23 protein-coding genes are annotated in these 26,717 nt (G+C 71.9%); 10 read left to right on the top strand and 13 right to left on the bottom strand.

What is annotated here, in order from left to right:
- From IE172_RS11565 to IE172_RS11555, 3 genes are read right to left on the bottom strand one after another with little or no spacing between them, the layout of a single operon-like run.
- Complete coding sequence (locus IE172_RS11565; RefSeq protein ID WP_306432786.1) at window positions 1-807, bottom strand: amino acid ABC transporter ATP-binding protein; 807 nt, start codon at window positions 805-807, stop codon at window positions 1-3.
- Window positions 804-1,742 (bottom strand): amino acid ABC transporter permease, encoded by a 939-nt coding sequence (locus tag IE172_RS11560; RefSeq protein ID WP_190097084.1) that lies wholly within the window; start codon window positions 1,740-1,742, stop codon window positions 804-806. Before IE172_RS11560 ends, IE172_RS11565 begins: the two co-directional genes overlap by 4 nt.
- A gap of 32 nt (window positions 1,743-1,774) precedes the next feature.
- Window positions 1,775-2,737, bottom strand: a complete 963-nt coding sequence (locus tag IE172_RS11555) for an ABC transporter substrate-binding protein (RefSeq protein ID WP_190097083.1) — start codon at window positions 2,735-2,737, stop codon at window positions 1,775-1,777.
- Window positions 2,738-3,317: 580 nt separating this feature from the next.
- Here IE172_RS11555 and IE172_RS11550 point away from each other — a divergent pair.
- From IE172_RS11550 to IE172_RS11535, 4 genes are all read left to right on the top strand, one after another.
- On the top strand, window positions 3,318-4,556 hold the full coding sequence (locus tag IE172_RS11550) for an NAD(P)-dependent malic enzyme (RefSeq protein ID WP_190097082.1): 1,239 nt from the start codon (window positions 3,318-3,320) through the stop codon (window positions 4,554-4,556).
- Window positions 4,557-4,742: 186 nt separating this feature from the next.
- The gene (locus IE172_RS11545; RefSeq protein ID WP_190097081.1) at window positions 4,743-5,708 is read left to right on the top strand and encodes a zinc-binding dehydrogenase; all 966 of its coding nucleotides are present in this window, start codon (window positions 4,743-4,745) and stop codon (window positions 5,706-5,708) included.
- 102 nt (window positions 5,709-5,810) lie between these two features.
- Complete coding sequence (locus IE172_RS11540) at window positions 5,811-6,020, top strand: HTH domain-containing protein (protein WP_003992902.1); 210 nt, start codon at window positions 5,811-5,813, stop codon at window positions 6,018-6,020.
- Window positions 6,020-6,589, top strand: a complete 570-nt coding sequence (locus IE172_RS11535; protein WP_190097080.1) for a Clp protease N-terminal domain-containing protein — start codon at window positions 6,020-6,022, stop codon at window positions 6,587-6,589. The genes IE172_RS11540 and IE172_RS11535 overlap by 1 nt, the downstream gene beginning before the upstream one ends.
- Window positions 6,590-6,596: 7 nt before the next feature.
- On the opposite strand, the gene IE172_RS11530 is transcribed toward IE172_RS11535, so the two are convergent.
- The 8 genes from IE172_RS11530 to IE172_RS11495 form a co-directional block, all read right to left on the bottom strand.
- The gene (locus IE172_RS11530; protein ID WP_190097079.1) at window positions 6,597-7,634 is read right to left on the bottom strand and encodes a helix-turn-helix transcriptional regulator; all 1,038 of its coding nucleotides are present in this window, start codon (window positions 7,632-7,634) and stop codon (window positions 6,597-6,599) included.
- 1 nt (window position 7,635) lies between these two features.
- Complete coding sequence (locus IE172_RS11525) at window positions 7,636-8,508, bottom strand: DUF4097 family beta strand repeat-containing protein (protein WP_190097078.1); 873 nt, start codon at window positions 8,506-8,508, stop codon at window positions 7,636-7,638.
- A 695-nt stretch (window positions 8,509-9,203) separates the two neighbouring features.
- The gene (locus IE172_RS11520) at window positions 9,204-9,386 is read right to left on the bottom strand and encodes a DUF6104 family protein (RefSeq protein ID WP_019075209.1); all 183 of its coding nucleotides are present in this window, start codon (window positions 9,384-9,386) and stop codon (window positions 9,204-9,206) included.
- 80 nt (window positions 9,387-9,466) lie between these two features.
- Window positions 9,467-13,279 carry a multifunctional oxoglutarate decarboxylase/oxoglutarate dehydrogenase thiamine pyrophosphate-binding subunit/dihydrolipoyllysine-residue succinyltransferase subunit gene (locus IE172_RS11515; RefSeq protein WP_190097077.1) on the bottom strand — a complete coding sequence of 1,271 codons (3,813 nt, stop codon included), beginning with the start codon at window positions 13,277-13,279 and terminating at the stop codon, window positions 9,467-9,469.
- Window positions 13,280-13,332: 53 nt separating this feature from the next.
- On the bottom strand, window positions 13,333-13,536 hold the full coding sequence (locus IE172_RS11510; protein ID WP_190097076.1) for a hypothetical protein: 204 nt from the start codon (window positions 13,534-13,536) through the stop codon (window positions 13,333-13,335).
- Between the two features lie 34 nt (window positions 13,537-13,570).
- Window positions 13,571-14,683, bottom strand: a complete 1,113-nt coding sequence (locus tag IE172_RS11505; RefSeq protein WP_190097075.1) for a sensor histidine kinase — start codon at window positions 14,681-14,683, stop codon at window positions 13,571-13,573.
- Window positions 14,680-15,420, bottom strand: coding sequence for a response regulator transcription factor (locus IE172_RS11500; RefSeq protein WP_190097074.1), 741 nt, complete (start codon window positions 15,418-15,420; stop codon window positions 14,680-14,682). The genes IE172_RS11505 and IE172_RS11500 overlap by 4 nt, the downstream gene beginning before the upstream one ends.
- A gap of 125 nt (window positions 15,421-15,545) precedes the next feature.
- Window positions 15,546-16,235 (bottom strand): spermine/spermidine synthase domain-containing protein, encoded by a 690-nt coding sequence (locus IE172_RS11495; protein WP_190097073.1) that lies wholly within the window; start codon window positions 16,233-16,235, stop codon window positions 15,546-15,548.
- 152 nt (window positions 16,236-16,387) lie between these two features.
- Here IE172_RS11495 and lon point away from each other — a divergent pair, with 152 nt between their 5' ends.
- Complete coding sequence (lon, locus tag IE172_RS11490) at window positions 16,388-18,802, top strand: endopeptidase La (RefSeq protein WP_190097072.1); 2,415 nt, start codon at window positions 16,388-16,390, stop codon at window positions 18,800-18,802.
- Window positions 18,803-18,858: 56 nt separating this feature from the next.
- Here lon and IE172_RS11485 read toward each other — a convergent pair whose 3' ends face one another.
- Window positions 18,859-19,683, bottom strand: a complete 825-nt coding sequence (locus tag IE172_RS11485) for a lysozyme (RefSeq protein WP_190097071.1) — start codon at window positions 19,681-19,683, stop codon at window positions 18,859-18,861.
- A 252-nt stretch (window positions 19,684-19,935) separates the two neighbouring features.
- Here IE172_RS11485 and IE172_RS11480 point away from each other — a divergent pair, with 252 nt between their 5' ends.
- Complete coding sequence (locus IE172_RS11480; RefSeq protein WP_190097070.1) at window positions 19,936-20,430, top strand: MarR family winged helix-turn-helix transcriptional regulator; 495 nt, start codon at window positions 19,936-19,938, stop codon at window positions 20,428-20,430.
- A gap of 28 nt (window positions 20,431-20,458) precedes the next feature.
- On the opposite strand, the gene IE172_RS11475 is transcribed toward IE172_RS11480, so the two are convergent.
- Window positions 20,459-21,253, bottom strand: a complete 795-nt coding sequence (locus IE172_RS11475; protein ID WP_190097069.1) for a hypothetical protein — start codon at window positions 21,251-21,253, stop codon at window positions 20,459-20,461.
- A gap of 407 nt (window positions 21,254-21,660) precedes the next feature.
- On the opposite strand from IE172_RS11475, the gene IE172_RS11470 reads away from it, so the two are divergent.
- Genes IE172_RS11470 through IE172_RS11455 form a run of 4 tightly spaced genes read left to right on the top strand, consistent with a single transcriptional unit; the run spans window position 21,661 to window position 26,714 of the window.
- Window positions 21,661-25,167, top strand: a complete 3,507-nt coding sequence (locus IE172_RS11470; protein WP_190097068.1) for a sensor histidine kinase — start codon at window positions 21,661-21,663, stop codon at window positions 25,165-25,167.
- Window positions 25,164-25,667, top strand: coding sequence for a roadblock/LC7 domain-containing protein (locus tag IE172_RS11465; RefSeq protein WP_190097067.1), 504 nt, complete (start codon window positions 25,164-25,166; stop codon window positions 25,665-25,667). Before IE172_RS11470 ends, IE172_RS11465 begins: the two co-directional genes overlap by 4 nt.
- Entirely contained in the window at window positions 25,664-26,095 is a 432-nt protein-coding gene (locus IE172_RS11460; protein WP_190097066.1) for a DUF742 domain-containing protein, read from the top strand. The genes IE172_RS11465 and IE172_RS11460 overlap by 4 nt, the downstream gene beginning before the upstream one ends.
- The gene (locus IE172_RS11455) at window positions 26,076-26,714 is read left to right on the top strand and encodes a GTP-binding protein (RefSeq protein WP_190097065.1); all 639 of its coding nucleotides are present in this window, start codon (window positions 26,076-26,078) and stop codon (window positions 26,712-26,714) included. The genes IE172_RS11460 and IE172_RS11455 overlap by 20 nt, the downstream gene beginning before the upstream one ends.
- Window positions 26,715-26,717 lie beyond the last annotated feature (3 nt).

Below are 26,717 nucleotides of genomic sequence, written 5' to 3'. Positions count from 1 at the left end.
TCAGAGCACCTTGGACAGGAACGACTTGGTCCGCTCGTGCTGCGGGTCGGTCAGCACCTGGCGCGGGTTGCCGGACTCGACCACCACGCCGCCGTCCATGAAGACCAGGCTGTCGCCCACCTCGCGGGCGAAGCCCATCTCGTGGGTGACGACGACCATGGTCATGCCGGACTCGGCGAGGTCGCGCATGACGTCGAGGACGTCACCGACCAGCTCCGGGTCGAGGGCCGAGGTCGGCTCGTCGAAGAGCATCAGCTTGGGGTCCATGGCGAGCGCCCGCGCGATCGCCACCCGCTGCTGCTGGCCGCCGGACAGCTGCGAGGGGTAGTTGCCGGCCTTGTCGCCGAGGCCCACCCGCTCCAGGAGCTGCATCGCGCGCTCCCTGGCCTTCGCCCTGCTGACGCCCTTGACCTGGACGGGCGCCTCCATGACGTTCTCGACGGCCGTCATGTGCGGGAACAGGTTGAAGCGCTGGAAGACCATGCCGATGTCCCGGCGCTTCAGGGCGACCTCGCTGTCCTTCAGCTCGTACAGCTTGTCGCCCTTCTGGCGGTAGCCGACCAGCTCGCCGTCGACGTACAGACGCCCGGCGTTGATCTTCTCGAGGTGGTTGATACACCTCAGGAAGGTGGACTTGCCGGAGCCGGAGGGGCCGATGAGGCAGAACACCTCGCCGGTCCTCACCTCCAGGTCGATGCCCTTGAGGACATCGACGTGACCGAAGGACTTGTGGACGCCCTCCGCCTTGACCATGGGGACGGCGGCGTCCTTCACGGGCGCGTCCGTCGTGCTGAGCTTCTTGCTCATGCCGTGCCTCCCTTCGGGCGGCCGAAGGAGAACGTACTGGCCTTCACCTTCTGCCACGGCGTCGGCGGCAGCTGGCGGGTGGTGCCCTTGGCGTAGTGGCGCTCGATGTAGTACTGGCCGACGCTGAAGAGGGACGTCACCAGCAGGTACCAGGCGGCGGCCAGGAACAGCATCTCGGCCGGGGCGCCGGAGGTCTGGCCGATGTCCTGGGCCGCGCGCAGCAGCTCGGGATACTGGACGACCGACACCAGCGAGGTCGTCTTCAGCATGTTGATGACCTCGTTGCCCGTCGGCGGCACGATCACCCGCATCGCCTGCGGGATGACGATCCGGCGCAGCGTCTTCGCGTGGCTCATGCCCAGGGCGTGCGACGCCTCGGTCTGGCCCTCGTCGACCGCGAGCAGGCCGGCCCGGCAGATCTCCGCCATGTACGCGGCCTCGTTGAGGCCGAGGCCCAGCAGCGCCGTCAGGAACGGGGTCATGAAGTCCGACCACTCGTCCTTGTAGAACGGCCCGAGGTTGATGTACTCGAAGACCAGGCCCAGGTTGAACCAGACGATCAGCTGCACCAGGACCGGGGTGCCGCGGAAGAACCAGATGTAGAACCACGCGATCGACGAGGTCACGGGGTTCTTCGACAGACGCATCACGGCCAGCAGGATGCCGCCGACGATGCCGATCGCCATGGCCAGCAGGGTGAGCAGCAGCGTCTTGCCGAGACCGCTGAGGATGCGGTCGTCGAAGAAGTAGTCGGGGATCGTGGCCCAGTTGATCTTGCCCTGGGAGAACGCGTACACGACCCCGACCAGCAGGGCGAGCGCGACGACGGCGGTGACGTACCGCCCGTAGTGCCGGACCGGGACGGCCTTGATGGCCTCCGGTCCGGCGGGGGGCGTGTCGGCCGGACCCGTCGTCTTGTCGATGTCAGCAGTCACGGGTGTTGCCTTTCAGTGCCGCGTGGCCGCGGTCACTTGCCGCCGTTGATGGCGGCCTTGTCGACGGCGCCCTCGGCGACGCCCCACTTGTCCATGATCTTCTTGTACTCGCCGTTGGCGATGATGGCGTCCAGCGCGGCCTGGAGGGCGTCCCGCAGCTGCGTGTCGCCCTTGGCGACCGCGATGCCGTACGGGGCGGCCTCGACCTGCTCGCCGACCAGCTGGAAGTCGTTGCCGCCGCCGGAGGTCTTCACCGCGTAGGCGGCGACGGGGAAGTCGGAGGAGCCGGCGTCGGCGCCGCCCGCGCGCAGGCGGGTCTGCGCCTGCTGGTCGTTGTCGAAGGCCTCGATGGCGATCTTCTTGCCGGCCGGGCACTTCTCGGACTCGGCCTTGGCGAGGTCCTCCGAGACGGTGCCGCGCTGCACCACGATCTTCTTGCCGCACAGGTCGGCCCAGGTCTTGATGCCCTGGTCGTCGCCCTTCTTGGTGTAGATCGAGACACCGGCGGTGAAGTAGTCGACGAAGTCGACGCCCTCGCCGACCTTCTTGCCGGTCTCGGAGTCGACGCCGTCCTGGCGGTCCTTGGTGTCGGTCATCGCCGACATGGCCATGTTGTAGCGGCCCGAGCGCAGACCGGTGATCAGGGTGTCGAACGTGCCGTTCTCGAACTCGAACTTCACGCCGAGCTGCTTGCCCATGGCGTCGGCGAGGTCGGGGTCGATGCCGACGACCTTGCCGGAGTCGTCCTTGAACTCGACCGGCGCGTACGCGATGTCGGAGCCGACCTTGACGACCCCCTTGTCGCGGATCTCCTTGGGGAGCTTGTCGGCCAGCGGGGCGGAGTTGCCCGCCTGGGTGTCGCTGCTGTCCGAACCGGTGTCCTTGGTCTGGTCACCGCAGCCGGTGAGAAGCAGTGCGCCTGCGACCGCGATCGCGCCGACCGCTGCAATCCGGGAGCGTGCGGCGGTGGTACGACGGGTGGTGCTTGCGGTCATGGTGGGTTCCTCCGGCGGATGGGTGGAGTTGCCGATGGGGCCGGCGACTGCCGGAACGGCGTCGCCATGGGTCGTCGAGAGCACACGCCTTCGAGTGTCGCGACCTCGTGTGATTACCGCATCTTGCCATTCGGACTGCTCTATTCAGGGGACTCCCGATGTCAAAATCGGATAACAGGTGACGCTCGAACCGGAGCAGTCCGGTACATCGCGACCGCACAGTCTGCGGGAATCCTCCATTCCGGCCGGAAGATCTTCGGCCTGGCCCGCGTTACGGACGTGACTGCAGTGGTCTTTGGTGCAGTTGTGGGCTTGCTGGAGGTTCGTCCGGGTCTTGTCCTGATATCGGACGATGATTCCGGGTGTCGGCATGTGACCTTGACGTTATGGACTCGTCGCCGACGGCGTCCGTCCGGTAAGAAGGTTCTTTACACCCCTCATCCGGGGCTCGAGGGCGCGTGTGCGGCGCGCCCGTCGCGTTCGGCCCGTACGCATCATCCCTCCGGGCCTTGCGCGGTCCCGCCCACCCCTCACCAGGAGTGGCAACCCTCAACCGTAAATACTTAAGGGGTAAAACCAAGTGGCAGCGGAGATTGTCAATCCTCGCAGCGACAGCGAAAGCCGGAACGGTCACAAGGAACCGGAGAGCGGGGCAGAGCCCCTGGATTCCTTCGACCCGGCGTTCGCGCTGCACCGCGGCGGCAAGATGGCCGTGCAGGCCACCGTGCCGATCCGCGACAAGGACGATCTGTCCCTGGCTTACACGCCCGGCGTCGCGAAGGTGTGCAGCGCGATCGCCGAGCAGCCGGACCTCGTCCACGACTACACGTGGAAGTCGCAGGTCGTCGCCGTCGTGACCGACGGCACGGCGGTGCTCGGACTCGGGGACATCGGACCCGAGGCCTCCCTCCCGGTGATGGAGGGCAAGGCCATCCTCTTCAAGCAGTTCGGCGGCGTGGACGCGGTCCCGCTCGCGCTGGACTGCACCGACGTCGACGAGATCATCGAGACCGTGGTCCGTCTCGCCCCGTCGTTCGGCGGGGTGAACCTGGAGGACATCTCGGCACCCCGGTGCTTCGAGATCGAGCGGCGGCTGCAGGAGCGGCTGGACATCCCGGTCTTCCACGACGACCAGCACGGCACGGCGGTCGTGTCGCTCGCGGCGCTGCGGAACGCGGCGCGACTGAGCGGGCGCACGCTGGGCGAGCTGCGGGCCGTGATCTCGGGCGCGGGCGCCGCGGGTGTCGCGATCGCCAAGATGCTGGTCGAGGCCGGCATCGGTGACGTCGCCGTGGCGGACCGCAAGGGTGTCGTCTCGCGGGACCGCGAGGACCTCACGCCGATCAAGGCGGAGCTGGCGTCGTTCACCAACAAGGCCGGTCTCTCCGGGACGCTGGAGTCGGCGCTGGCCGGCGCCGACGTGTTCATCGGTGTCTCCGGCGGCACGGTCGCGGAGTCGGCGGTGGCGTCGATGGCCGAGGGCGCGTTCGTCTTCGCCATGGCCAACCCGAACCCGGAGGTGCACCCGGAGGTCGCGCACAAGTACGCGGCGGTCGTGGCCACCGGACGCTCGGACTTCCCCAACCAGATCAACAACGTGCTGGCGTTCCCCGGCATCTTCGCGGGGGCGCTCCAGGTGCGGGCCTCCCGTATCACCGAGGGGATGAAGCTGGCCGCGGCCGAGGCGCTGGCCTCGGTGGTCGGTGACGATCTTGCCGCCGACTACGTCATCCCGTCGCCGTTCGACGAGCGGGTCGCCCCCGCGGTGACGGCGGCGGTCGCCGCGGCCGCCCGGGCGGAGGGTGTCGCCCGCCGCTGAGGCGCGGTGCTCTCCCCGTTGGCCCCGTCCGGGAGTGGACGGGGCCAATCCTTTTGCCGCGGCACCCGGCGAGAGCGAGGGGGAGGGGCGCGACGTTCGGCGTGCGGCCGGGTGGCCTGACAAGAGGGCGTGTCTCACAGCGGGCCCCGGTTCCCACGGCGGGGCGGGCACCCTATCGTCAAGGTCATGTTCGCCGTCTACGCCGCCCGAATCGACCGCGACCAGCCGCTCAACGGTCTGGAGTCGGGGGAGCGTCCCGCTCCCGAGACCCGGCCCGGCTGGAGCACCGTCACGGTCAAGGCCGCCTCCCTCAACCACCACGACCTCTGGTCCCTGCGGGGCGTCGGCCTCGCGGAGGACAAGCTGCCGATGATCCTCGGCTGCGACGCCGCCGGTGTCGACGCCGACGGCAACGAGGTCGTCCTGCACTCCGTGATCGGCCAGAGCGGTCACGGGGTCGGGCCCGGGGAACCCCGGTCCATCCTGACCGAGCGCTACCAGGGCACCTTCGCCGAGCAGGTCGCCGTGCCCACCTGGAACGTCCTGCCCAAGCCGAAGGAGCTCTCCTTCGAGGAGGCCGCCTGCCTGCCGACGGCCTGGCTGACCGCGTACCGGATGCTGTTCACCAACGCCGGGGTGCGGCCCGGTGACTCCGTCCTGGTGCAGGGCGCCGGCGGCGGGGTCGCGACCGCCGCGATCGTGCTCGGCAAGGCCGCCGGGTTGCGGGTCTTCGCCACCAGCCGGGACGAGGCCAAGCGCAAGCGGGCGCTGGAACTCGGTGCCGTGGAGGCGGTGGAGCCCGGTGCGCGGCTGCCGCAGCGGGTCGACGCCGTCATCGAGACCGTGGGGGCCGCCACCTGGTCGCACTCGGTGAAGTCGCTGCGTCCCGGCGGGACGGTGGTGATCTCCGGAGCGACCAGCGGTGACCGGCCCTCGCACGCCGAGCTGACCCGCGTCTTCTTCCTGGAGCTGAGGATCGTCGGCTCCACGATGGGGACCAAGGACGAGCTGGAGGACCTGCTCTCCTTCTGCGCCGCCACGGGCGTACGGCCCGTCATCGACGAGGTCCTGCCCATGGACCGGGCGCGGGAGGGCTTCGAGCGGATGGAGGCCGGGGGCCAGTTCGGGAAGATCGTGCTCACCGGTCACTGAGGGGGAACGGGTTCGCGTCGACGGCCGGTCCGGACATCCGGGCCGGCCGTCGACGTGTCAACTGGGGTTGACGGCACCGTGATGTCAACGTACGTTGACATCATGACTGAGGCAACCGATCTCGCCGAGCGGGCGGGCGACCGCGACCCACGGGTCGGCCTGCGGGCCGTCGCCGCGCTGCGCAGGCTGTTGGAGCAGTTGGAGGCCGTCCAGGTGCGCAATGCGCGCAACCAGGGCTGGTCGTGGCAGGAGATCGCCACCGAACTCGGGGTCAGCAGGCAGGCCGTGCACAAGAAGTACGGGAGGCATTGATGTTCGAGCGGTTCACGAAGGACGCCCGGGACGTGGTGAAGGCGGCCGTGGTCCACGCGGAGCGGGCGGATGCCCACCGGGTGGACGCCGGGCACCTGCTGCTGGCCTTGCTCGACCGGGAGGGCAGCCGGGCCTCGTTCGCGCTGGCGGCGCTCGGGCTCGACGGGCGGCGGGAGTCGGTACGGGAGGCGCTGGAGCTGGCCCGCCGACGGGGCGGGCTCACCCAGGCCGAGACGGACGCCCTCGCCGGGCTGGGCATCCATGTGCCGGAGATCGTGGCCCGGGTGGAGGAGGCGCACGGGGCCGGGGCGCTGTCCACCGGTCGTCGGAGCGGCGGCCGCCGGTCGGGGCACCGCCCCTTCGAGCAGGAGGCCAAGGACGTCCTGACCGGTGCGTTGCGCGCCGCCACCGCCCTACGGGACCGGCGCATCGGCGACCAGCACCTCCTGCTCGCCCTCACGACCCGCCCCGGCGTCCCCGCCGAGATCCTCGCCGACCACGGGGTGACGTACGCGTCCGTGACCCGGGTGCTGTACGGGGACGGCGGTGAGGCCAGGGCGGCGGGCTGAGGGCACCTCAGGCCTTCGGGGCGCGCAGTACCGCTCCGATCCGCGCCGCCGCCGTGGACAGGTGGCGGCGGGCGTCGCGCAGCTGGTCGCCGGTGACTCCGTGGTCGCGGGCCGCGTCCCGGATGTCGTCCCGGAAGCGGTCCAGCAGCCGGTCCAGATCGCGGGCCGGGTCGCCGGTGGAGTCGGAGGCGTCCTCGTGCGCCCACGGCGGGGTGTAGTCGGCGGGGAAGTCCTCGGGGGTCTCGGAGTACGACGGCTCGGAGGACTTGCCGGAGGCCGCCGTGCCGGTACGGCCGAGGGCGAAGTCCTTGCCGAACCCGCCCATCTCCTTGGCGAGTTCGCCCAGCCCTTCGCGCAGCCCCGTCGGCCAGTCGCCCCGCGCGAAGTGGCCCTGCACCTGCTCCTGGACCTGCCGCATGATGCGCTGCACCTCTTCCTGCGCCTTGTCCTGGGCCTCCTTGGCCTGGCGGCGGGCGCGCTGGGCCTCCTCGCGGGAGCGCCGGCTCTCGTCCTTGGCGCGCCGGGCCTGGTCCTTCCACTCCTGCTTGGCGCGGCGCATCTCCTCCTTGGCGGCGCGCCAGGCGTCCTTGTCGCCGAAGACCCCGAAGTCGCCGAAGGGGCTCTCCTCCTCGGTGGTCGCGCCGTCGGTGCGGGACTGGCGGGCCTTGCCGGCCGCGGCGCGCATCTCGCGGCGCAGATCGCCCGCGGCGCCGCTGACGTCGGCCCGGATCTCGGCGGCGAGTTCGGCGACCGACTCCCGGATCTCCAGTTCCAGGTCGGCGAGTTCGGCGCTGCGGTCGGCCAGTTCGGCCCGGCCGGCGTCGGTGATGGAGTACACCTTGCGGCCGCCCTCGGTGGTGTGGGTGACCAGGCCTTCCGCCTCCAGCTTGGCCAGCCGCGGGTAGACCGTGCCCGCCGAGGGCGCGTACAGGCCCTGGAAGCGCTCTTCGAGGAGGCGGATCACCTCGTAGCCGTGACGCGGGGCCTCGTCCAGCAGCTTCAGCAGGTAGAGGCGGAGGCGTCCGTGGGCGAAGACGGGGGGCATGTCAGAGCACCTTCTTGTCGGTCGTACCGGCATTGTCTCCTGATGCGTCCCGCGGGTCCGGCTCGTCCTCCCGGGGCGGGCGGCGCAGCAGGGCGATCGAGCCCGAGACGGTGGTGGCCCGCAGCTTGCCGCTGCCGGCGCCCAGCCGGCCGGTGAGCTTGTGGGCGCCCCACAGGCCCTGGACCCGGAGGTCGTCGAAGGCGTTGGAGATCGCGCCGCTGGCGGTGTTCGCCTCGACCTCGGCGTCCGCCGGGTCGGGCATGCGGATGGCGATCTCACCGGAGACGCTGGTCAGCTTGATGTCGGTGGGACCGTCCGGGGCGAGGTCCACGATCATGGAGCCGCTGACGGTGTCGGCCCGCACGGACGGACCGGAGCCCTCGACGACGGTGAGGTCGCCGGAGACGGAGGCGAAGCGGAGGTCGCCGGTGACGGACTGGGCCTCCACGCTGCCCGAGACGGTGTCGGCGCGGACGGGGCCGGAGAGGGAGACGAGGGTGGTGTCGCCGGCGACCCCCTTGACCGCGGCGGGTCCACGGATGCCGGAGACGACGGCCGCGGCGCCGACGACGCCGACCTCGACGCGGGTCTGCGCGGGGACGGCGAGGGAGACGACCGCGCTGCGGCGCCAGCCTTTGTGGTCGAGCCACTTGAGGAAGCCCTTCCAGGGCAGGTCGTCGTAGGCCACCGTGAGGGTGCCGTCCTTCTGGGTGACGACCAGGGGTGGGCCCTCGATCTCCGAGACCTCCAGACGGGCGGGACCTTCGTCGGTGCCCACGACGTTCACCGTGCCGTTGACGATGCGTACGTGGAGTTCGGTCACGGGGGCGTCGAAGGTGAGCGTGGTGGGCTCCGCTACGGACGACTCGGGCATGGTGACGGCCTCCTGGTGGCACCCGTTTGGCATGACGCGCCATATCGCGTCTTACGTGATTCACGATATATCGCGGTCGCGGAAAGTCAAGGTGCTCGTTGGGGTGAACCGTGCCGGGTGCCGGGTGCCGGGTGCCGGGTGCCGGGTGCCGGGTGCGCCGGGCGCGTGATCCTGCGCTGCGTCGGCGAGGGTGCGGGGTCTGGTGCGGGCCGGGGGTGGTGGCGCAGCCCGGCGCTTGCGGGGTGCCGTCGCGCCCACCCGTGCCGCCCTGCGGCACGACTGCCCGCGGAGAGCGGAGAGCGGAGAGCGGAGAGCGGAGGGGTGGCGGGGAGGCGGGGAGGCGGCATGCTCGCGGCAACGCGAGGAGGCGGCGACGCGGCAACGCGAGGAGGCGGGAGCGCGGCAACGCAAGGAGGCGGGAGCGCGGGAGCGCGGCAACGCGAGGAGGCGGGAGCGCGGGAGCGCGGGAGCGCGGGAGCGCGGGAGCGCGGCAACGCAAGGAGGCGGGAGCGCGGGAGCGCGGGAACCCGGGAACACGCGGCAACCAGGGATGCGGCAACCCGGGGACGCGGGGGTGCGGCGAAGCGGCACCGCGGGCGCGGGAATGGGGGCCGGTGTGGGTGCCTGCGGGAGGGGAGGGAAGGGGCGGGAGCGGTGGGGGCCGATGTCCCGCCGGGGTGTCGGGTGGGGTGGGGTTACTCGTCGTCGTCTTCGTCGTCCAGGCGGGCCAGCCAGGTGGCCAGGCGCTCCACCGGGACCTCAAAGTCGGGGTTGAGGTCGACGAACGTCCTCAGCTGCTCGGCCAGCCACTCGAAGGTGACCTCCTCCTCGCCGCGCCGCTTCTCCAGTTCCTCGATGCCACGGTCCGTGAAGTACATGAGGACAAGGATATGTGCGGGAAACCGAGCGGGCCGCACCCCCCGTGGGAGGGGTGCGGCCCGCTTGTACGGCCCGGGGGCTACGCCTCGAAGACCTCGCGCACCAGCTGCTCCTGCTCGGCCTGGTGACGCTTGGCGGAGCCGACCGCCGGGGACGAGCCGTGCGGCCGCGAGATGCGGCGCAGGCGCTCGTCGTGCGGGAGGTCGGCGCCGACCGAGAGGTCGAGGTGGTCGATCAGGTTGAGCGCGATGAACGGCCAGGCACCCTGGTTCGCCGGCTCCTCCTGGGCCCACAGGTACTTCTCGGCGTTCGGGTACTTCTTGATCTCCGCCTGGAGCTCCGCACCCGCCAGCGGGTACAGGCGCTCGATGCGGATGATCGCCGTGTCCGTCGTGCCGCGCTTCTTCCGCTCGGCGTCGAGGTCGTAGTAGACCTTGCCGGCCGTGAAGACGACCTTCTTCACCGCGGCCGGGTCGACCGAGGTGTCGCCGATGACCGGACGGAACTGGCCCGAGGTGAACTCCTCCGCCGTCGACGCGGCGGCCTTCAGGCGCAGCATCGACTTCGGCGTGAAGACGACCAGCGGCTTGTGGTGCGGGTTGTGCACCTGCCACCGCAGGAGGTGGAAGTAGTTCGACGGCGACGTCGGCATGGCGACCGTCATGTTGTTCTGCGCGCAGAGCTGCAGGAACCGCTCCGGGCGGGCCGAGGAGTGGTCCGGGCCCTGGCCCTCGTAGCCGTGGGGCAGGAGCAGGACCACACCGGAGGTCTGGGCCCACTTCTGCTCGGCGGAGGAGATGAACTCGTCCACGACGGTCTGCGCGCCGTTGACGAAGTCACCGAACTGCGCCTCCCACAGCACGAGCGCGTCGGGGCGGGCCAGCGAGTAGCCGTACTCGAAGCCCATCGCCGCGTACTCGGACAGCAGGGAGTTGTAGACGTTCAGCCGTCCCTGGTCCTCGGAGAGGTACTGCAGCGGCGTGTACTCGTCGCCCGTGCTGCGGTCGATGATGACCGCGTGACGCTGGCCGAAGGTGCCGCGCTGGGAGTCCTGGCCGGCCAGCCGGACCGACACGCCCTCCAGCAGCAGCGAGCCGAACGCGAGGGTCTCGCCCATGCCCCAGTCGATGGTGCCGTCCTCGACCATGGCCGCCCGGCGCTGCAGCTGCGGCAGCAGACGCGGGTGGACGGTGATGTGGTCGGGGACGTTCACCTGGGACTCGGCGATCCGCTTGACGGTCTCCGTGGTCACCGCGGTGTTCACCGCGACCGGGAACTCGGCCTGCGGGTCCGAGGGCTCGACCGCCGCCGGCTGCGAGGTGGCCTCACGGACCTCCGTGAAGACCTTCTCCAGCTGGCCCTGGTAGTCCTGGAGCGCCTGCTCGGCCTCTTCCAGGGTGATGTCGCCGCGACCGATCAGGGACTCGGTGTAGAGCTTGCGCACCGAGCGCTTCTTGTCGATCAGGTCGTACATCAGCGGCTGGGTGAAGGCCGGGTTGTCCGACTCGTTGTGACCGCGGCGGCGGTAGCAGATGAGGTCGATCACCACGTCCTTGTTGAACGCCTGGCGGAACTCGAAGGCGAGCCGCGCCACGCGCACGACGGCCTCCGGGTCGTCGCCGTTCACGTGGAAGATCGGGGCCTCGATCATGCGGGCCACGTCGGTGGCGTACATCGACGAGCGCGACGACTCCGGGGCGGCGGTGAAGCCGACCTGGTTGTTGATGACGATGTGGACCGTGCCGCCGGTGCGGTAGCCGCGCAGCTGCGACATGTTCAGGGTCTCGGCCACCACGCCCTGGCCCGCGAAGGCCGCGTCGCCGTGGATCGCCACCGGCAGGACGGTGAAGTCCGTGCCGCCCTTGCCGATGATGTCCTGCTTGGCGCGGGCGACGCCCTCCAGGACCGGGTCCACCGCCTCCAGGTGCGAGGGGTTGGCGACCAGGGAGACCCTGATCTGCTCGCCGTCGAGGCCGGTGAAGGTGCCCTCGGCGCCCAGGTGGTACTTCACGTCGCCGGAGCCGTGCATCGACTTCGGGTCGAGGTTGCCCTCGAACTCGCGGAAGATCTGCGCGTACGACTTGCCGACGATGTTGGCCAGCACGTTCAGCCGGCCGCGGTGGGCCATGCCGATGACGACCTCGTCCAGGCGGGACTCGGCGGCCGAGTCCAGCACCGCGTCGAGCAGCGGGATGACGGACTCGCCGCCCTCCAGGGAGAAGCGCTTCTGGCCGACGTACTTCGTCTGGAGGAAGGTCTCGAAGGCCTCCGCCGCGTTGAGCCGGCGCAGGATGCGCAGCTGCTCCTCGCGCTCGGGCTTGGTGTGCGAGCGCTCGATGCGGTCCTGGATCCACTTGCGCTGCTTGGGGTCCTGGATGTGCATGAACTCGACGCCGGTGGTGCGGCAGTACGAGTCGCGCAGCACACCGAGGATGTCGCGCAGCTTCATCAGGGACTTGCCGGCGAAGCCGCCGACGGCGAACTCGCGCTCCAGGTCCCACAGGGTGAGGCCGTGCTCGACGATGTCCAGGTCGGGGTGCTTGCGCTGGCGGTACTCCAGCGGGTCGGTGTCGGCCATGACGTGGCCGCGGACCCGGTAGGAGTGGATCAGCTCGAAGACCCGGGCGGCCTTGGTGACGTCGTCGTCGTGGGAGGCGTCGATGTCCTTGAGCCAGCGGACCGGCTCGTAGGGGATGCGCAGCGCCTCGAAGATCTCGTCGTAGAAGCCGTTCTCGCCGAGCAGCAGGTTCGCCACCGCGCGGAGGAACTCGCCGGAGGCGGCGCCCTGGATCACCCGGTGGTCGTAGGTCGACGTGAGCGTCATGACCTTGGAGATGCCGAGCTTGTTCAGGGTGTCCTGGCTGGTGCCCTGGAACTCCGCCGGGTAGTCCATCGAGCCGACGCCGAGGATCACCGACTGGCCGGGCATCAGGCGCGGCACGGAGTGCACGGTGCCCAGGCCGCCGGGGTTGGTCAGGGAGACCGTGACACCGGTGAAGTCGTCCATCGTCAGCTTGTTGTCGCGGGCGCGACGGACGATGTCCTCGTAGGCCTGCCAGAACTCGAAGAAGTTCAGCGTCTCGGCCTTCTTGATGGCCGCGACGACGAGCTGGCGGTCGCCGTTGGGCTTGACCAGGTCGATGGCCAGACCGAGGTTGACGTGCTCCGGCTTCACCAGGGTGGGCTTGCCGTCCACCCGGGCGAACGAGTGGTTCATCGCCGGCATGGCCTTGATGGCCTGCACCATCGCGTAGCCGATGAGGTGGGTGAAGGAGATCTTCCCGCCCCGGGCCCGCTTCAGGTGGTTGTTGATGACGATGCGGTTGTCGAACAGCAGCTTCACCGGGACCGCGCGCACGGACGTGGCCGTGGGCAGTTCGAGGGAGGCGTCCATGTTCTTCGCCACGGCGGCGGACGGGCCGCGCAGGGTCACCTGCTCGGGGCCGGCCTTCGCCTCGCCGGCGGGCTCCGCCTTGGGCTTGGCCTCGGCCTTCGGCTTCGCCGGGGCGGGCTTCGCGGCGGGCTGCGCGGGCGCGGCGGCCTTCGCCGGGGCGGCGGGCGCGGCCGGGGCCTTGGCGGCGGGCTGCGCGGGCGCGGCCGGCTGAGCCGGAGCGGCCGGCTGGGCCGGAGCGGCCGGCTGGGCCTGGGGAGTGGAGGTTCCCGCGGCCCCCGCGGCCGCGTTACCCGCCGGTGCCGAGGTCGCAGGCGCGCCCGGCTTGTAGTCGGCGAAGAAGTCCCACCAGGCTCGGTCCACCGAGTTCGGGTCCTGGAGGTACTGCTGGTAGATCTCGTCGACGAGCCATTCGTTGGCACCGAAGGCCGCAGCGGGGTTCTTGCCCACTTGGTCGGTGTCGGTCGAGATGCTCGAGTTACTGGGGGACTGTGGCGACACGGCGTCAACCGCCCTCTTCCGCTTCGCAAGATGATGGACAGCGGAAATAAAGGCTACGCCCCCGAGCGCGGGAAGGTCAGGCCGGGCCCGTTCATCGTCGTGTAAGTCACATCCTCGAGCGTGTTTCGGCGCATGAAATGGCGGGAAACAAGCGGGGTTCCGGTTTCGCCGGCGGCTTTCGGCATCACTCGGCCGTGGCCCGGCGCGCGATGCGCGCGGGCCTGTGCCTGATCACACGTGTCCGCCAGCGCGGACACGGATGGATCGTGCGGCTCCGCTTCGAACTTTACGTCAACTTGGTACGGAAGGAGTTCCCGGAAGAGTGATGAGAATGCGGCAGCCGCGCTCGGATTCGGCCACTCCGATCCGGCCGCCGTGCAGATCCACCGCCCAGCGGGCGATCGCGAGGCCCAGACCGGTGCCGCCGTCGCTGCCCGGGCCGTGCGGCCGGTTGACGTTGCCGCGGTTGAACCGCTCGAAGACCCGGTGCCACTCGGTGCGCGGAATGCCCGGCCCCTCGTCCAGCACCTCCAGCTCCAGGGAGTCCGGCCGGTCGCCGCGCCGGGCCCGGACCGTCACCCGGCCGTGCGGCGGGCTGTGCTTGACCGCGTTGTCGATGAGGTTGGCGACGACCTGGTGGATGCGCTCGGGGTCGGCGTGCGCGGTGAGCTCCGGGGGCGACACGTCGAGGTGCAGATGGACGTCCGTACGGGTGTGGCTGCCGGAGCCGGAGGCCATGCCCGCGCGGGCGGAGGCGAGCATGTTGGCCTCCTTGAGCACGCCCGACAGGTACGGCCACACCTCGAAGCGGCGCTTCTTCAGCGGCACGACCCCGTTGTCCAGGCGGGACAGGTCGAGCAGCGTCTCCACCAGGCGTCCCAGCCGCTCGGTCTGCTTCAGGGCCGTGCGCATCGTCTCGGGGTCGGCCCGGGTGACGCCGTCGACGATGTTCTCCAGCACCGCGCGCAGCCCCGCGATCGGGGTGCGCAGCTCGTGCGAGACGTTGGCCACCAGTTCCTTGCGCTGGCGGTCCTGCGCCTCCAGCTCGTCCGCCATGACGTTGATCGTCTCGGCCAGGTCGCCCAGCTCGTCCCGGCGGTTCTCGCGCACCCGGCGGGTGTAGTCGCCGTGCGAGATGGAGCGGGCCACGGCGTTCATGTCGTCCAGCGGCGCGGTGAGCGAGTGCGCCACGAACTGCGTGATCAGCAGGGTGGCGATCATCGAGAAGACCGTGATGAAGCGCAGCTCCGTCTTGGTGTGCACGGCGATCACCGACAGCCCGGTGGTGATCAGGACCGAGACGACGACCAGCGCACCGAGTTTGGTCTTGATCGAGAACGGGCGTACGCCGCCCCAGGGCCACGAGCCCCGGGGACGCCCGCGTCCGGCCGGCCCGCCGCTCATGGCGTCGGCGTCTCCAGGGCGTAGCCCACGCCGTGCACGGTGCGGATCCGCTCGGCGCCGATCTTCCGGCGCAGCGCCTTGATGTGGCTGTCGACGGTGCGGGTGCCGGAGGCGTCCGCCCAGTCCCAGACCTCGGCCAGCAGCTGCTCGCGGGAGAGCACCGCGCGGGGCGTGTTGGCCAGGCACACCAGGAGGTCGAACTCGGTGGGCGTCAGGTGGACGTCCTCGCTGCGCACGCGCACCCTGCGCTGCGCGTGGTCGATCTCCAGTTCGCCCAGGCGCAGGATGCCGCTGCGCGGGGTGGTGGCCGCGAGGGCGGCGCGCTCCATGCGGCGCAGCAGCACGTGCACGCGAGCCGCCAGCTCCCGCATGGAGAACGGCTTGGTCATGTAGTCGTCGGCGCCGACGCCGAGGCCCACCAGCATGTCCGTCTCGTCGTCCCGCGCGGTGAGCATCATGACCGGCACCGGCCGCTGGGCCTGCACGCGCCGGCAGACCTCCAGGCCGTCGAAGCCGGGCAGCATGATGTCGAGGATCAGCAGGTCGGGCTGCCAGGCCTCCGCCGTGTCCACCGCGGACGGGCCGTCGCCCGCCGTTTGCACCAGGAACCCTTCGGCGCGCAGGCGGGTCGCGATGGCGTCCACGATCGTCGCGTCGTCCTCGACCACCAGGATCCGGCGCTGTGCGCCCGGCGTGGTCGCCGCCGTGCCGTTGTGGGAGGTCTGTGTCTGCTCCATCGCCCGCCCCTGAGGTGTGCTTTTTCCGGAATCCGTGGGGTGATCCGTCGTCTGCGCATCGCTGCGATTGACGCTTGAATGATCCTTGTCAGGGCAGCAGCGTACGGGGATGCACCTCGGCTTTGCTATCCAGGGCGGACGCCGATGTGGACGACGTCCGGAACGCCCCGGGCAACGGGGATCTCTTCGGTACGCACCTGCCGGAACCCGGCATTCCGCAAGGTTCCCTCGAATTCCGGGGACGGCCTCGCGGACCAGAGGGCGAGCACCCCGCCCGGATTCAACACCCGTGCGCAGGCCGTGAGTCCGGCCTGTGAATAGAGCCCCTCGTTGTCCTCGGTGACGGTCCAGTCGGGCCCGTTGTCGATATCGAGGCACAGCGCGTCGAACGTGTCGGACGTCTCATCGACGTAGGCGACGAGGTCCGTCTCGACGATCCGCGTGCGGGGGTCGGCGAGGGCCTGCGCGGAGAGGGCGGACAGCGGCCCCGCGCGGTGCCACTCGATGACGGCCGGCTCGCGTTCCACCACGGTGATCCGTCCCCACCGGGGCTGCCCCGCCGCGTGGGCGAGCGAGAAGCCCACCCCGAGCCCGCCGATCAGCACCCGGGGGTCCGGCACGCGGGCGTCGAGGGCGGCCAGGGCGGCGTCGACCAGCCGCCGCTCCGAGCGGCCGTCGGAGGTGTCCATCAGGAAGCAGCCGTTGGCGATGATCTGCAGCAGGTCGCCGTGCCTGCGCAGCACGACCTCGCCGAACGGTCCTTCCCGGCGGTCCAGGACTTCGGGAGGTTCGGGAATGCCGTACGGGGTGGACATGCGTTCATCCTGGCAGCTCCCGTTCCGCCGCGGCCGGGGGGTTCGAGGACCCCCGAACGATGATCGCTCAGAGCGAACGCGGCCCCGGGAACATTCGGCGGCTCCCCTGCATTGAGTCGGCATAGCTCAACTTGACTGCCGAAGGGGAGATCATGGCTACTGAGTCCACACCGCTCGCCCTGCCCGTGCTGCCGCTCGACGACGAGGTCGTCCTGCCCGGGATGGTGGTTCCGCTGGACCTGAGCGACTCCGAGGTGCGCGCCGCGGTGGAGGCCGCCCAGGCCGCCGCCCGCGCCGAACCCGGGAAGCCCAGGGTGCTCCTGGTGCCACGCGTCGACGGGACCTACGCCGGAACCGGTGTGCTGGGCACGGTCGAGCAGGTCGGCCGGCTGGCCGACGGCGACCCGGGCGCCCTGATCCGCGGCCGGGACCGCGTGCGCATCGGCGCCGGGACCACCGGGCCGGGCGCCGCCCTGTGGGTGGAGGGCACGCGGATCGACGCGACCGTGCCCGAGCCGCTGCCTGGCCACGTGAGCGACCTCGTCAAGGAGTACAAGGCGCTCGCCACCGCCTGGCTGCGCAAGCGCGGCGCCTGGCAGGTCGTGGACCGCGTCCAGGCCATCGACGACGTCTCCGCCCTCGCCGACAACTCCGGCTACTCGCCGTTCCTGACCACCGACCAGAAGGTCGCCCTGCTGGAGACCACCGACCCGGTGGCCCGGCTGAAGCTCGCCACCCAGCAGCTGCGCGACCACCTCGCCGAGCAGGACGTCGCCGAGACCATCGCCAAGGACGTCCAGGAGGGCGTCGACAAGCAGCAGCGCGAGTTCCTGCTGCGCCGCCAGCTGGAGGCCGTCCGCAAGGAGCTGCGCGAACTCAACGGCGAACAGGAGGGCGAGGAGTCCGACGACTACCGCGCCCGCGTCGAGGCCGCCGGCCTGCCGGAGAAGGTCCGCGAGGCCGCGCTCAAGGAGGTCGACAAGCTGGAGCGCTCCTCCGACCAGTCGCCGGAGGGCTCCTGGATCCGCACCTGGCTCGACACGGTCCTGGAGATGCCGTGGAACGAGCGCACCGAGGACGCCTACGACATCCGGGGCGCCCAGGCGGTCCTGGACGCCGAGCACGCGGGCCTGGCGGACGTGAAGGAGCGCATCACCGAGTACCTGGCGGTGCGCAAGCGGCGCGGCGACCGGGGCCTCGGCGTCGTCGGCGGACGGCGCGGAGGCGCCGTGCTCGCCCTCGTCGGCCCGCCCGGCGTCGGCAAGACCAGCCTCGGCGAGTCCGTCGCCCACGCGATGGGCCGCACGTTCGTCCGCGTCGCCCTCGGCGGCGTCCGCGACGAGGCCGAGATCCGCGGCCACCGCCGTACCTACGTCGGCGCGCTGCCCGGCCGCATCGTGCGGGCGATCAAGGAGGCCGGTTCGATGAACCCGGTCGTGCTCCTCGACGAGATCGACAAGGTGGGCTCGGACTTCCGCGGCGACCCGGCCGCCGCGCTGCTGGAGGTCCTCGACCCGGCGCAGAACCACACCTTCCGGGACCACTACCTTGAGGTCGAGCTCGACCTGTCCGACGTCGTCTTCCTCGCGACGGCGAACGTCCTGGAAGCCATCCCGGAGGCCCTGCTCGACCGCATGGAGCTGGTCCGCCTCGACGGCTACACCGAGGACGAGAAGGTCGTCATCGCCCGCGACCACCTGCTCCCGCGCCAGCTGGAGCGCGCCGGTCTCGACGCGGACGAGGTGACGGTCGACGAGGGCGCGCTGCGCAGGCTGGCCGGCGAGTACACGCGCGAGGCCGGCGTGCGCACCCTGGAGCGGTCCGTCGCGCGGCTGCTGCGCAAGGTGGCCGCCCAGCACGAACTGGGCGAGCGGAAGCTGCCCTTCACCGTGACCGCGGACGACCTGCGGGACCTGATCGGCCGGCCGCACCACGTGCCCGAGTCCGCGCAGGACCCGGCCGAGCGCCGCACCGCCGTCCCCGGTGTCGCCACCGGGCTCGCGGTGACCGGCGCCGGCGGGGACGTCCTCTACGTGGAGGCGTCCCTGGCCGACCCGGAGACGGGCGCCTCGGGGCTCACCCTGACCGGCCAGCTGGGTGACGTGATGAAGGAGTCCGCGCAGATCGCGCTGAGCTTCCTGCGCAGTCACGGCGCCGAGCTGGAGCTGCCGGTGGGCGACCTGAAGGACCGGGGCGCGCACATCCACTTCCCGGCGGGCGCGGTGCCCAAGGACGGCCCGAGCGCGGGCGTCACCATGACCACCGCCCTGGCCTCGCTGCTCTCCGGCCGGCTGGTCCGCACCGACGTGGCGATGACCGGCGAGGTGTCGCTGACCGGGCGGGTGCTGCCGATCGGCGGGGTGAAGCAGAAGCTGCTCGCCGCGCACCGCGCGGGGATCACCACCGTGATCATCCCCAAGCGCAACGAGCCCGACCTGGACGACGTCCCGGCCGAGGTGCTGGACAAGCTCGACGTGCACGCCGTCACCGACGTGCGCCAGGTCCTGGAGCTGGCGCTGTCGCCGGCCGTGAACGGCGCGGCGCCGGAGGTTCCGGTCGCCGCGTGACGGAGGGCCCGGGTCCCGTGAGGGAGACCCGGGCCTTCTCCGTGCCCGCGGGCCGGTCAGCCGGCCGCGAAGGCGGCCAGCCGGTCGAGGGTGCCGTTGAAGCGGTCGTGGTCGCCGACGGTCGGACCGGTCGAGGTGTACTGCCACATCGTGTACGTGCTCCAGCCGGCGGGCAGTTCGCCCACGGTGGAGGCGTACCGGGCCACCCACAGGGGAGTGGTGGAGGCGAAGCCGGAGTAGTTGCCGGTGCACTGCTTCCACCAGCTGGTCGCCGTGTAGATGACGGCGTCACGGCCGGTGCGCGCCCGGTACTGGTCCAGGAAGTCGCGGATCCAGCTCACCATCGAGGACGGGGACTTGCCGTAGCAGTCGTCGCCGTACGGGTTCCACTCGATGTCCAGCACGCCCGGCAGGGTCCGTCCGTCGGCGGACCAGGCGCCGCCGCGGTCCACGAAGTAGTCGGCCTGGGCGGCGCCGCTCGCGGTGTCGGGTGTCCCGAAGTGGTACGCGCCGCGGATCATGCCGACGTCGTAGGAGCCGCCGTACTGCTGGGAGTGGTACGGGTTGGTGTAGTACGTGCCCTCCGTGGCCTTGGCGTAGGCCCACCGGACCCCGCTGTTCCACAGGGTCGGCCAGGCCACGTTGCCCTGGTGGCTGGAGACGTCCACGCCCTCCGTCTGGGTGGAGCGGGCGGTGGGGAGGCCGCCCTGGCCGTCGTGGGCGACGACGCCCATGCCCATGTGGGCGGAGCCGCGCGGCGGAAGCGTGGGCGAGGACCCGTCCGCGGCGGCCGTGCCGGGGAGGGTGAGGAGCGCGAGCAGGACCGCTCCGGCGGCCGAGAGCGCGGACACACGGGTGAGGCGGGATCTGTGCACAGGCATGACGCATCTCCGGAAGGTCGGCGGGGGCGAACCCGGGACGTGACCCACGTCCCGGGTGGCGGGCAGGCCACGGGGACAGGGCGCGCGCGGATCACGGCGACGGGCGGAGCTGCCTGCCCCCCCCTGCCTGAAAGGCGTGGGAGGTGCCCCCGGCTGCCGTTGGTCTACGCCTGCGAAATACTGGTGGAGCCGCGGCGACGTCGCCACTTGGCGGGACACGCATCGAACGGCAGGACCGAGGCAGGGGCAGACGTGCACGACAACGGAAACGGCGGCGGCGACCCGGCCACCTCCCCGGGTCCCGAGCCCGATGTGGAACAGCCCGGATTCCTCGCGCTGGAACGCGAGTTGACCGTCCTGCTGCGGCGTGCCCGGGCCAGCCAGGGGGAGATGGCCCGCGCGGTCCACCCCGACCTCGAACCGTCCGCCTACGGGTTGCTGGTCCGTCTGGATGAGTGCGGCCGGCAGCGGGCGACCGAGCTCGCCGGCTACATCGGCGTCGGCAAGGCGACGATGTCCCGCCAGCTGCGCGCGCTGGAGGAGCTCGGCCTCGTCGGCCGCGAGCCGGACCCCGCGGACGGCCGCGCCTGGCTGGTCGCCCTCACCGAGGAGGGGCGGCGGCGGGTGGGCGTGGTCCGTGAGGCCCGCCGCGCGCGGTACGCCGGCCGGCTCGCCGACTGGGACCCGGCGGAGGTCACCGAACTCGCCCGGCTGCTGAACCAGCTGAACCGGGGGACGGAGAGATGACCGTGCGCGGCACGGTCACGCGGTGCCGCTAGCGGGGCGCCAACTCCACGTGGACCACCGTCGCGTCGTCGTGCGTCTTGCCCCGCCGCGGCGCCTCCCCGTCGGCGTCCGCCCGCTCCAGGGCCCGTACGCGGTCCACTAGGGACCGCGGCCCGTCCGCGCGGACCAGGGCGAGGCAGTCCGCCCAGTCGCCCTGGTGGAACCTCTCCACCCAGCGGGCCGCGCCGTCGGTCAGCGCTGTCAGGGTGCGCACCTCGCCGCGCGGCAGCGAACCGGTGACCGCCCGGGAGGACACCGCGGGGTCCGCCGCCGCGGTGAAGAAGCCGCCCTCCCTGTTACGCAGCGTGCCGTCCACCACGGCGTGACTGGCCAGGGCCGAGCGCGGCAGCCGGTCCAGCCGGTCGTCGAGGAGCGGGGTGACCACCCCGTCCGGGGCCTCGACGAGCAGCACCGAGTCGGACAGCACCAGGTACTCCACCGAGACGGGTGACCAGCGGGCCAGCACCACCGTTGCCTGGGGCGTACGAGGGTGAGAAAGGTCACAGGTTGCCGCGTGGCCCTCGGCGGTACGCGCGAGGGCGAGGGACAGCGCCCGGGCGAGGGGGACATCCGGCAGGGAAACGGCCAGTTCGGTCAGCGCGCCGCCCAGCCGGGAGGTGAACCACGGCACCGAATGCAGACAGCCGCCCCCGTCGCCCGGCGGCGTCACCCCGTCCAGTACCACGAGCGAGCCGCCCTGCCCGGAGGCGGGGAGCGCGACGGCCGCGAAGTCCTCGTTGGGGCGGTCCGGATCACCGGGTTCCGAAACAAGCTCCGTACGCATCCGGCCAGTCTGCACGAGCTCTCCACAAAGGCCGCACCAGACCGGCAATGGTTGCCGGATCCCTACAGCCGCGCAGGTCAGCCGCCTGGTTTGGGACGTAATGAAGCACTCCGGGAAGGCGTGGCGGCGAATATTGCCACCGCCCGCCGCAGACGTCCAACCGGCCTGCCGCGCCCGACGGCTGTGCGACGCGACGCAACTTGCTCCCCAACTCACCTCCGGGGTTCACTCCTTCGAGTGGCGGGTCAGGTGATGCGCATCCACTGTCCACGGGCACTGGGAGGGTCGGGGAGCGATGGGGGCGCCTCGCTGCCCGAGCGCGCTCAGCCGCTCGGGGTGACCGCCCGCACCCGTTGACGGAGCGTCACCCGGGCCCACGGGTACACGAGTCAGGAATGCGAGCACCGGTGCAGAAGACGCGGCCTCGTCGCAAAGGCAAGCAGACGGCCCCCGCGGGGGACGCGGAGCAGAAGCCCACCGTCGGCAGGGGCCGCCCCACCCACGTGCGCAACCGGCTCATCGTCGCCGTGGCCGTGGTGGCCGCCGCGATAGCCGGAGCCGGGGCACCCTCCGTGATCGCCGCCTCCGGGCAGCTCAACGACTCCCAGAACCTGGTGACGCTCGCCGAGCGGACCCAGGACGCCCTCGCGCTCGCCCACTCCCTCGCCGACGAGCGCGACGAGGTCATCCCCTACATCGCGGCGGGCCGCCCCGAGTCCGAGGCGCCCTCCGAGGAGCACAGCGCCCGGGTCGACCGGCAGGTCGAGGAGCTGCGCGCCGACACCGACACCTCGGAGGCGCTGCGCGAGGAGCTCGACGCCGTCGCGGCCGTACGCAGAGCGGCGCTCACGGGGAAGAGCGGCGCGCTCGAAGCGCATCAGGCGTACTCCACCGCCATCACCCAGCTCCACCGGCTGGCCGGACAGCTCGCCGAGCGGACCCCGCCGCGGGCCGGCTCCGGAGCCCACGCCTTCGCCGAACTGGACGCCGCCGTCCAGCAGGCCGCCGCCACCCGCGGACTGCTGCTCGCCGCGCTCTCGGTGCCGCGCGGCACCGAGACCGTGATCGACCCGATCACCGGCCTGCCCACCACGTCCACCTCTGACGCCGACGGCGAGCGGCGCGACGAACTGACCGCCGCCGCGCTCCAGGCCCGGCTGCGCTCCGACGCGGCCCTCGCCGAGTTCCGCGAGGCCGCGCCGCAGAGCGCCCGCGCCTCCTACGACGCCACGGTCAACGGCCCCGAGGTCGACTCCGCGGAGAAGTACCTCGCGCGCCTCACCGACAAGCCGACCCTCTCCGACTCCGAACTCGACACCAGCACCAAGAAGCTGCGGGCCGCGCTCACCGCCCGGATCGAGACGATGCGCGGAGTGGAGTTCGCGCTCTTCGACCAGCGCACCAAGGACCTCGCCCAGCTCCGCGACGACGACGTCACCGAGCTGGAGATCCGCATCGCCGTCCTCGGCGCCCTGATGCTGCTCGCCGTCGGCGTCGCCACGGCGATGGCCCGCACCCTCACCCGCCCGCTGTCCGTGCTGCGCCGCGGCTCGGCCCGCCTCGCCGAGGCGGAGGACCCCAGCAGCCAGGAACCGGTCGCCTTCACCGGCCGCAACGACGAGTTCGCCCAGGTCGTGCGCTCCGTCAACGCCCTGCACGCGCACGCCGCCCAGCTCGCCGAGCGGATCGCCACCCTGGAGGCCGACCGCAAGCACCTCGTCGGCCAGCGGCAGAAGATGGCCGACGCCCGCGAGGAACTGCGCACCGAACTCGCCGAGTCGGCCGCCCACCTGGAGCGGCTGCGCGCCGGCATCGGCGGCACCTTCGTCAATCTCGCCCTGCGCACCCTCGGGCTGGTGGAGCGTCAGCTCGGCGTCATCGAGGGACTGGAGGAGCGCGAGGACGATCCCGAGCGGCTCGCCACCCTCTTCAAGCTCGACCACTTCGCCACCGTCATGCGCCGGCACAGCGAGAACCTCCTCGTCCTCGCCGGTACCGAGCAGGGCCGGCACACGGCCGGCCCGGTCCCGCTCGTCGACGTCGTACGGGCCGCGGTCAGCGAGATCGAGCGGTACGAACGGGTCCGGATCGCCGCGCTGCCGCCGCACGCGCACATCGCCGGGTTCGCGGCGGACGACCTGTCCCACCTGCTCGCCGAACTGCTGGAGAACGCCACCTCGTTCTCCCCGCCCGACCTGCCCGTCGAGGTGTCCGGCTGGCTGCTGGAGAACGGCGAGGTCATGCTCTCCGTCCAGGACGAGGGCATCGGCATGGCGGCCGACCGGCTGGAACGGCTCAACGCCCGCCTGTCCGACTTCGACCCGCAGACCACGTACGACACGGAGGGCGAGGACGGTCTGGGCCTCGGCCTGTACGTCGTGGCCCGGCTCGCCCACCGGCACGGTGTCCGGGTCCGGCTGCGCGAGCAGAAGCAGGGCGGCATCGCGGCGGTCGTCGTCCTGCCGGACCCCCTGCTGGCCCCCGCCACCCCCACCGCCGTCCCGGCCTCGGTCCCCGGCGCCCCCCACGCCGTGTCCCTGCCCGGCGCGGACGCCGAGGCCAACTCCAACGTCCTGCACGGCCGCACCGAGTCCGGCGACCCGCTGGTCGCCCTCGCGGAGAAGGCGGTGGACGACGCGGCCCCGGCCGGCGGGGAAGCACCGCCGGTCAGCCCCGCGGGCGCCGCCGCCGACGGCGCGGACGAGCCGGTCCCCTCCGACGGCCCCGCCCCGGCCCAGGGGGACGCCGCCACGCCGGGACTCCCCGGCACGCCCGCCCCGACGCGCGCGGACGTACCGGTGGACGGCCCGACGGAGGACCGTGCCGATGACGCCAGGCCGGGCCGTGAAGACGGTCCCGTCCCGGCCCACGGGGACGCCCGCGACCAGGAGGGCACCGACGCCGCCCCGTCCGCACGCGCGGGCGGACCGGAGACGGAGCGGGTGGAGAACCCCGCGGAGGACCGTGCCGCCGACGCGGCCGTCGCTCACCCCCGGGTGGACGAGCCGGCGGACGGCGTCGCGGGCGCGGGCGCCCCGCCCGAGCGGCCGGCCGAGACGACGATGGAACTGCTGATCCCGGCGCAGTCCGAACCGGCCGACCCCGCGTCCCCGCCCACCGCGGCCGGTCCGGAAGCCACCCGGGACCAGGGGAGCGGCGAGGAACCCGACGCCGTGCGTCCGGGCGCCGGGACGCGGACGGCCGGTGCGTACCCGTCCGTCCCCGGCGACGGACCGGACGTCGAGGCCACGCGCCCGGGCAGCGGGCACGGGGCCGGGGACGAGCCGGCCACCGGGGCTTCCCAGCCTGCCGACGCCGTGCGTCCGGGCGCCGGCCACCGGACCGGGGACGTGCCGGTTCCGGAAGTCTCCCGGCCCGCCGGGTCCGGGAGCGCACGTCCGGACGCCGGGCACGGGTTCGGGACCGAGCCTGCCGCCGGCGATCCCCGGCCCGCCGAGGACGTACGGCCCGGCACCGGGCACGGGCCCGGGGACGAGGCGGTCCCCGTGGCTCCCCGGCCGGCCGGGGCCGAGGGCGGCCGTCCGGGCGCGAGGGACATCCCCCCGTCCCCCCGCGCGGACGCGCTGCCGCGGCGGCCGGTGTCCGAGGGCGACGGCGGTGCGGAACACACGCGCGTCGCCGACGAGGAACCCGTCACCGCCAAGGGACTGCCCAAGCGCACGCCGAAGATCAGCGCCCCCGTCGCCGCCCCGCGCCCCCGTGCGGGCTCCGTGGACGCCGAGGCGCTGCGCCGCAGGCTGGGAGGGTTCCGCCAGGGGGCGGACGCCGGCCGCCGGGACGTCGAGGCGGAGATCGCCGAGCGGTCCCGTGCCGTCCGCCACCCGGAGCCGGACGGCACCGGCACACCATCCGAAGAAGCCACGGGGGGCACCGTCGAGGAGGCAAGCAGTTGACCGCGCCCAGTACCTTCGGACTGAGCAGTGAGGCCCGCAACCTGCACTGGCTGCTGACCAACCTCGTCGAGGAGGTGCCCGGCATCCTCTCCGTCGCGGTGGTCTCCTCCGACGGGCTCCTGCTCCTCTCCTCCGACGACGACCGCCACTCGGAGGCCCGCGACGCGCGCAGCGCCCCCCGCGGCGGACCGCGCGGCTCGGCCGCCGACCTCGCCACCGTCGTCTCCGGCATCGGCAGCCTCACCGTCGGCGCCTCCAAGCTGATGGACTCCGGCCCGGTCAAGCACACGATGGTCGCGATGGACGAGGGCAGCCTCTTCGTCATGTCGATCAGCGACGGCTCGCTGCTCGGCGTGCACGGCGCCGCCGAGTGCGACATGAGCGTGGTGGCGTACCACATGGCCCTGTTCGTCGGCCGCGCCGGTCACGTCCTGACCCCTGAGCTCCGCAGCGAGCTGCGCCAGAACCTGGAGACCGAGTCCACCGGGAGTCCCCGATGAGCAGCAAGTCCAGGAAACACCTGCCGGTGCGCGGCGGTGACCGCAAACCCGCCCGGGTCCGGCCCTACTCGCTCACCGGCGGCCGTACCCGCTTCGGTCACGTCCTCCTCGTCGAGACGATCGTCGGCGCCACGGCCGGCACCGCCGCCCTCGAAGCCGCCGAGGAACGCAAGGAGCTGACGAGCGGCGGCCTCACCTCCCGGGTGATGCCGGAGATGCGCGCCATCGTCGAACTGTGCCGCCGCATGCGCACGGTGGCCGAGATCGCCGCGCTGCTGAAGATGCCGCTCGGCGTGGTCCGCGTGCTCCTGAGCGACCTCGCGGACCAGGGAAAGATCCGTGTCTACGGAACGGGAACCGGCCACGGCACGGGCCGCCCGGACCGCGCGCTGCTGGAAAGGGTGCTGAGTGGACTCCGCCGTCTCTGACGCCGCTCACGGTGTCTCCCCGCTCGTCGAAGAGGACGAGCCCGTGCTGCCCTGGCAGACGGACCCCACCCGCGCCCCGATCGCCACGAAGATAGTGGTGGCGGGAGGTTTCGGCGTCGGCAAGACGACGCTCGTCACCACCGTCTCGGAGATCACGCCGCTGCAGACCGAGGCGCTGATGACCGAGGCGAGCGCGGAGACCGACGACCTCACCGCCACGCCGGGCAAGCTCACCACCACCGTGGCCATGGACTTCGGCCGTCTCACGCTCGACGACGACCTGGTGCTCTACCTCTTCGGCACCCCCGGGCAGCAGCGGTTCTGGTTCATGTGGGACGACCTGGTGCGCGGCGCGATCGGTGCCGTCGTCATGGCCGACACCCGGCGGCTGAAGGACTGCTGGCCGGCGCTGGACTACTTCGAGAGCTGCGGACTGCCGTACGTCGTCGCGGTCAACCACTTCGACGGCAGTGAGCAGTTCGACGCCGAGGACGTACGGGACGCGTTGACGATCCCCGCCCACATACCTGTCATGATCATGGATGCGCGGCGTCGGATCTCGGCCATCGAGACCCTGTTGTCCCTCGTGGGCCACGCGCTCGACGAAACCCCCGAGTAGTCC

Origin of the sequence: Streptomyces griseoflavus (assembly GCF_014649995.1) — a bacterium.
Taxonomy (GTDB): domain Bacteria; phylum Actinomycetota; class Actinomycetes; order Streptomycetales; family Streptomycetaceae; genus Streptomyces; species Streptomyces griseoflavus.
Note: the sequence above shows the minus strand (reverse complement) of the source record. Positions and strands in the feature narration are given on the sequence as shown.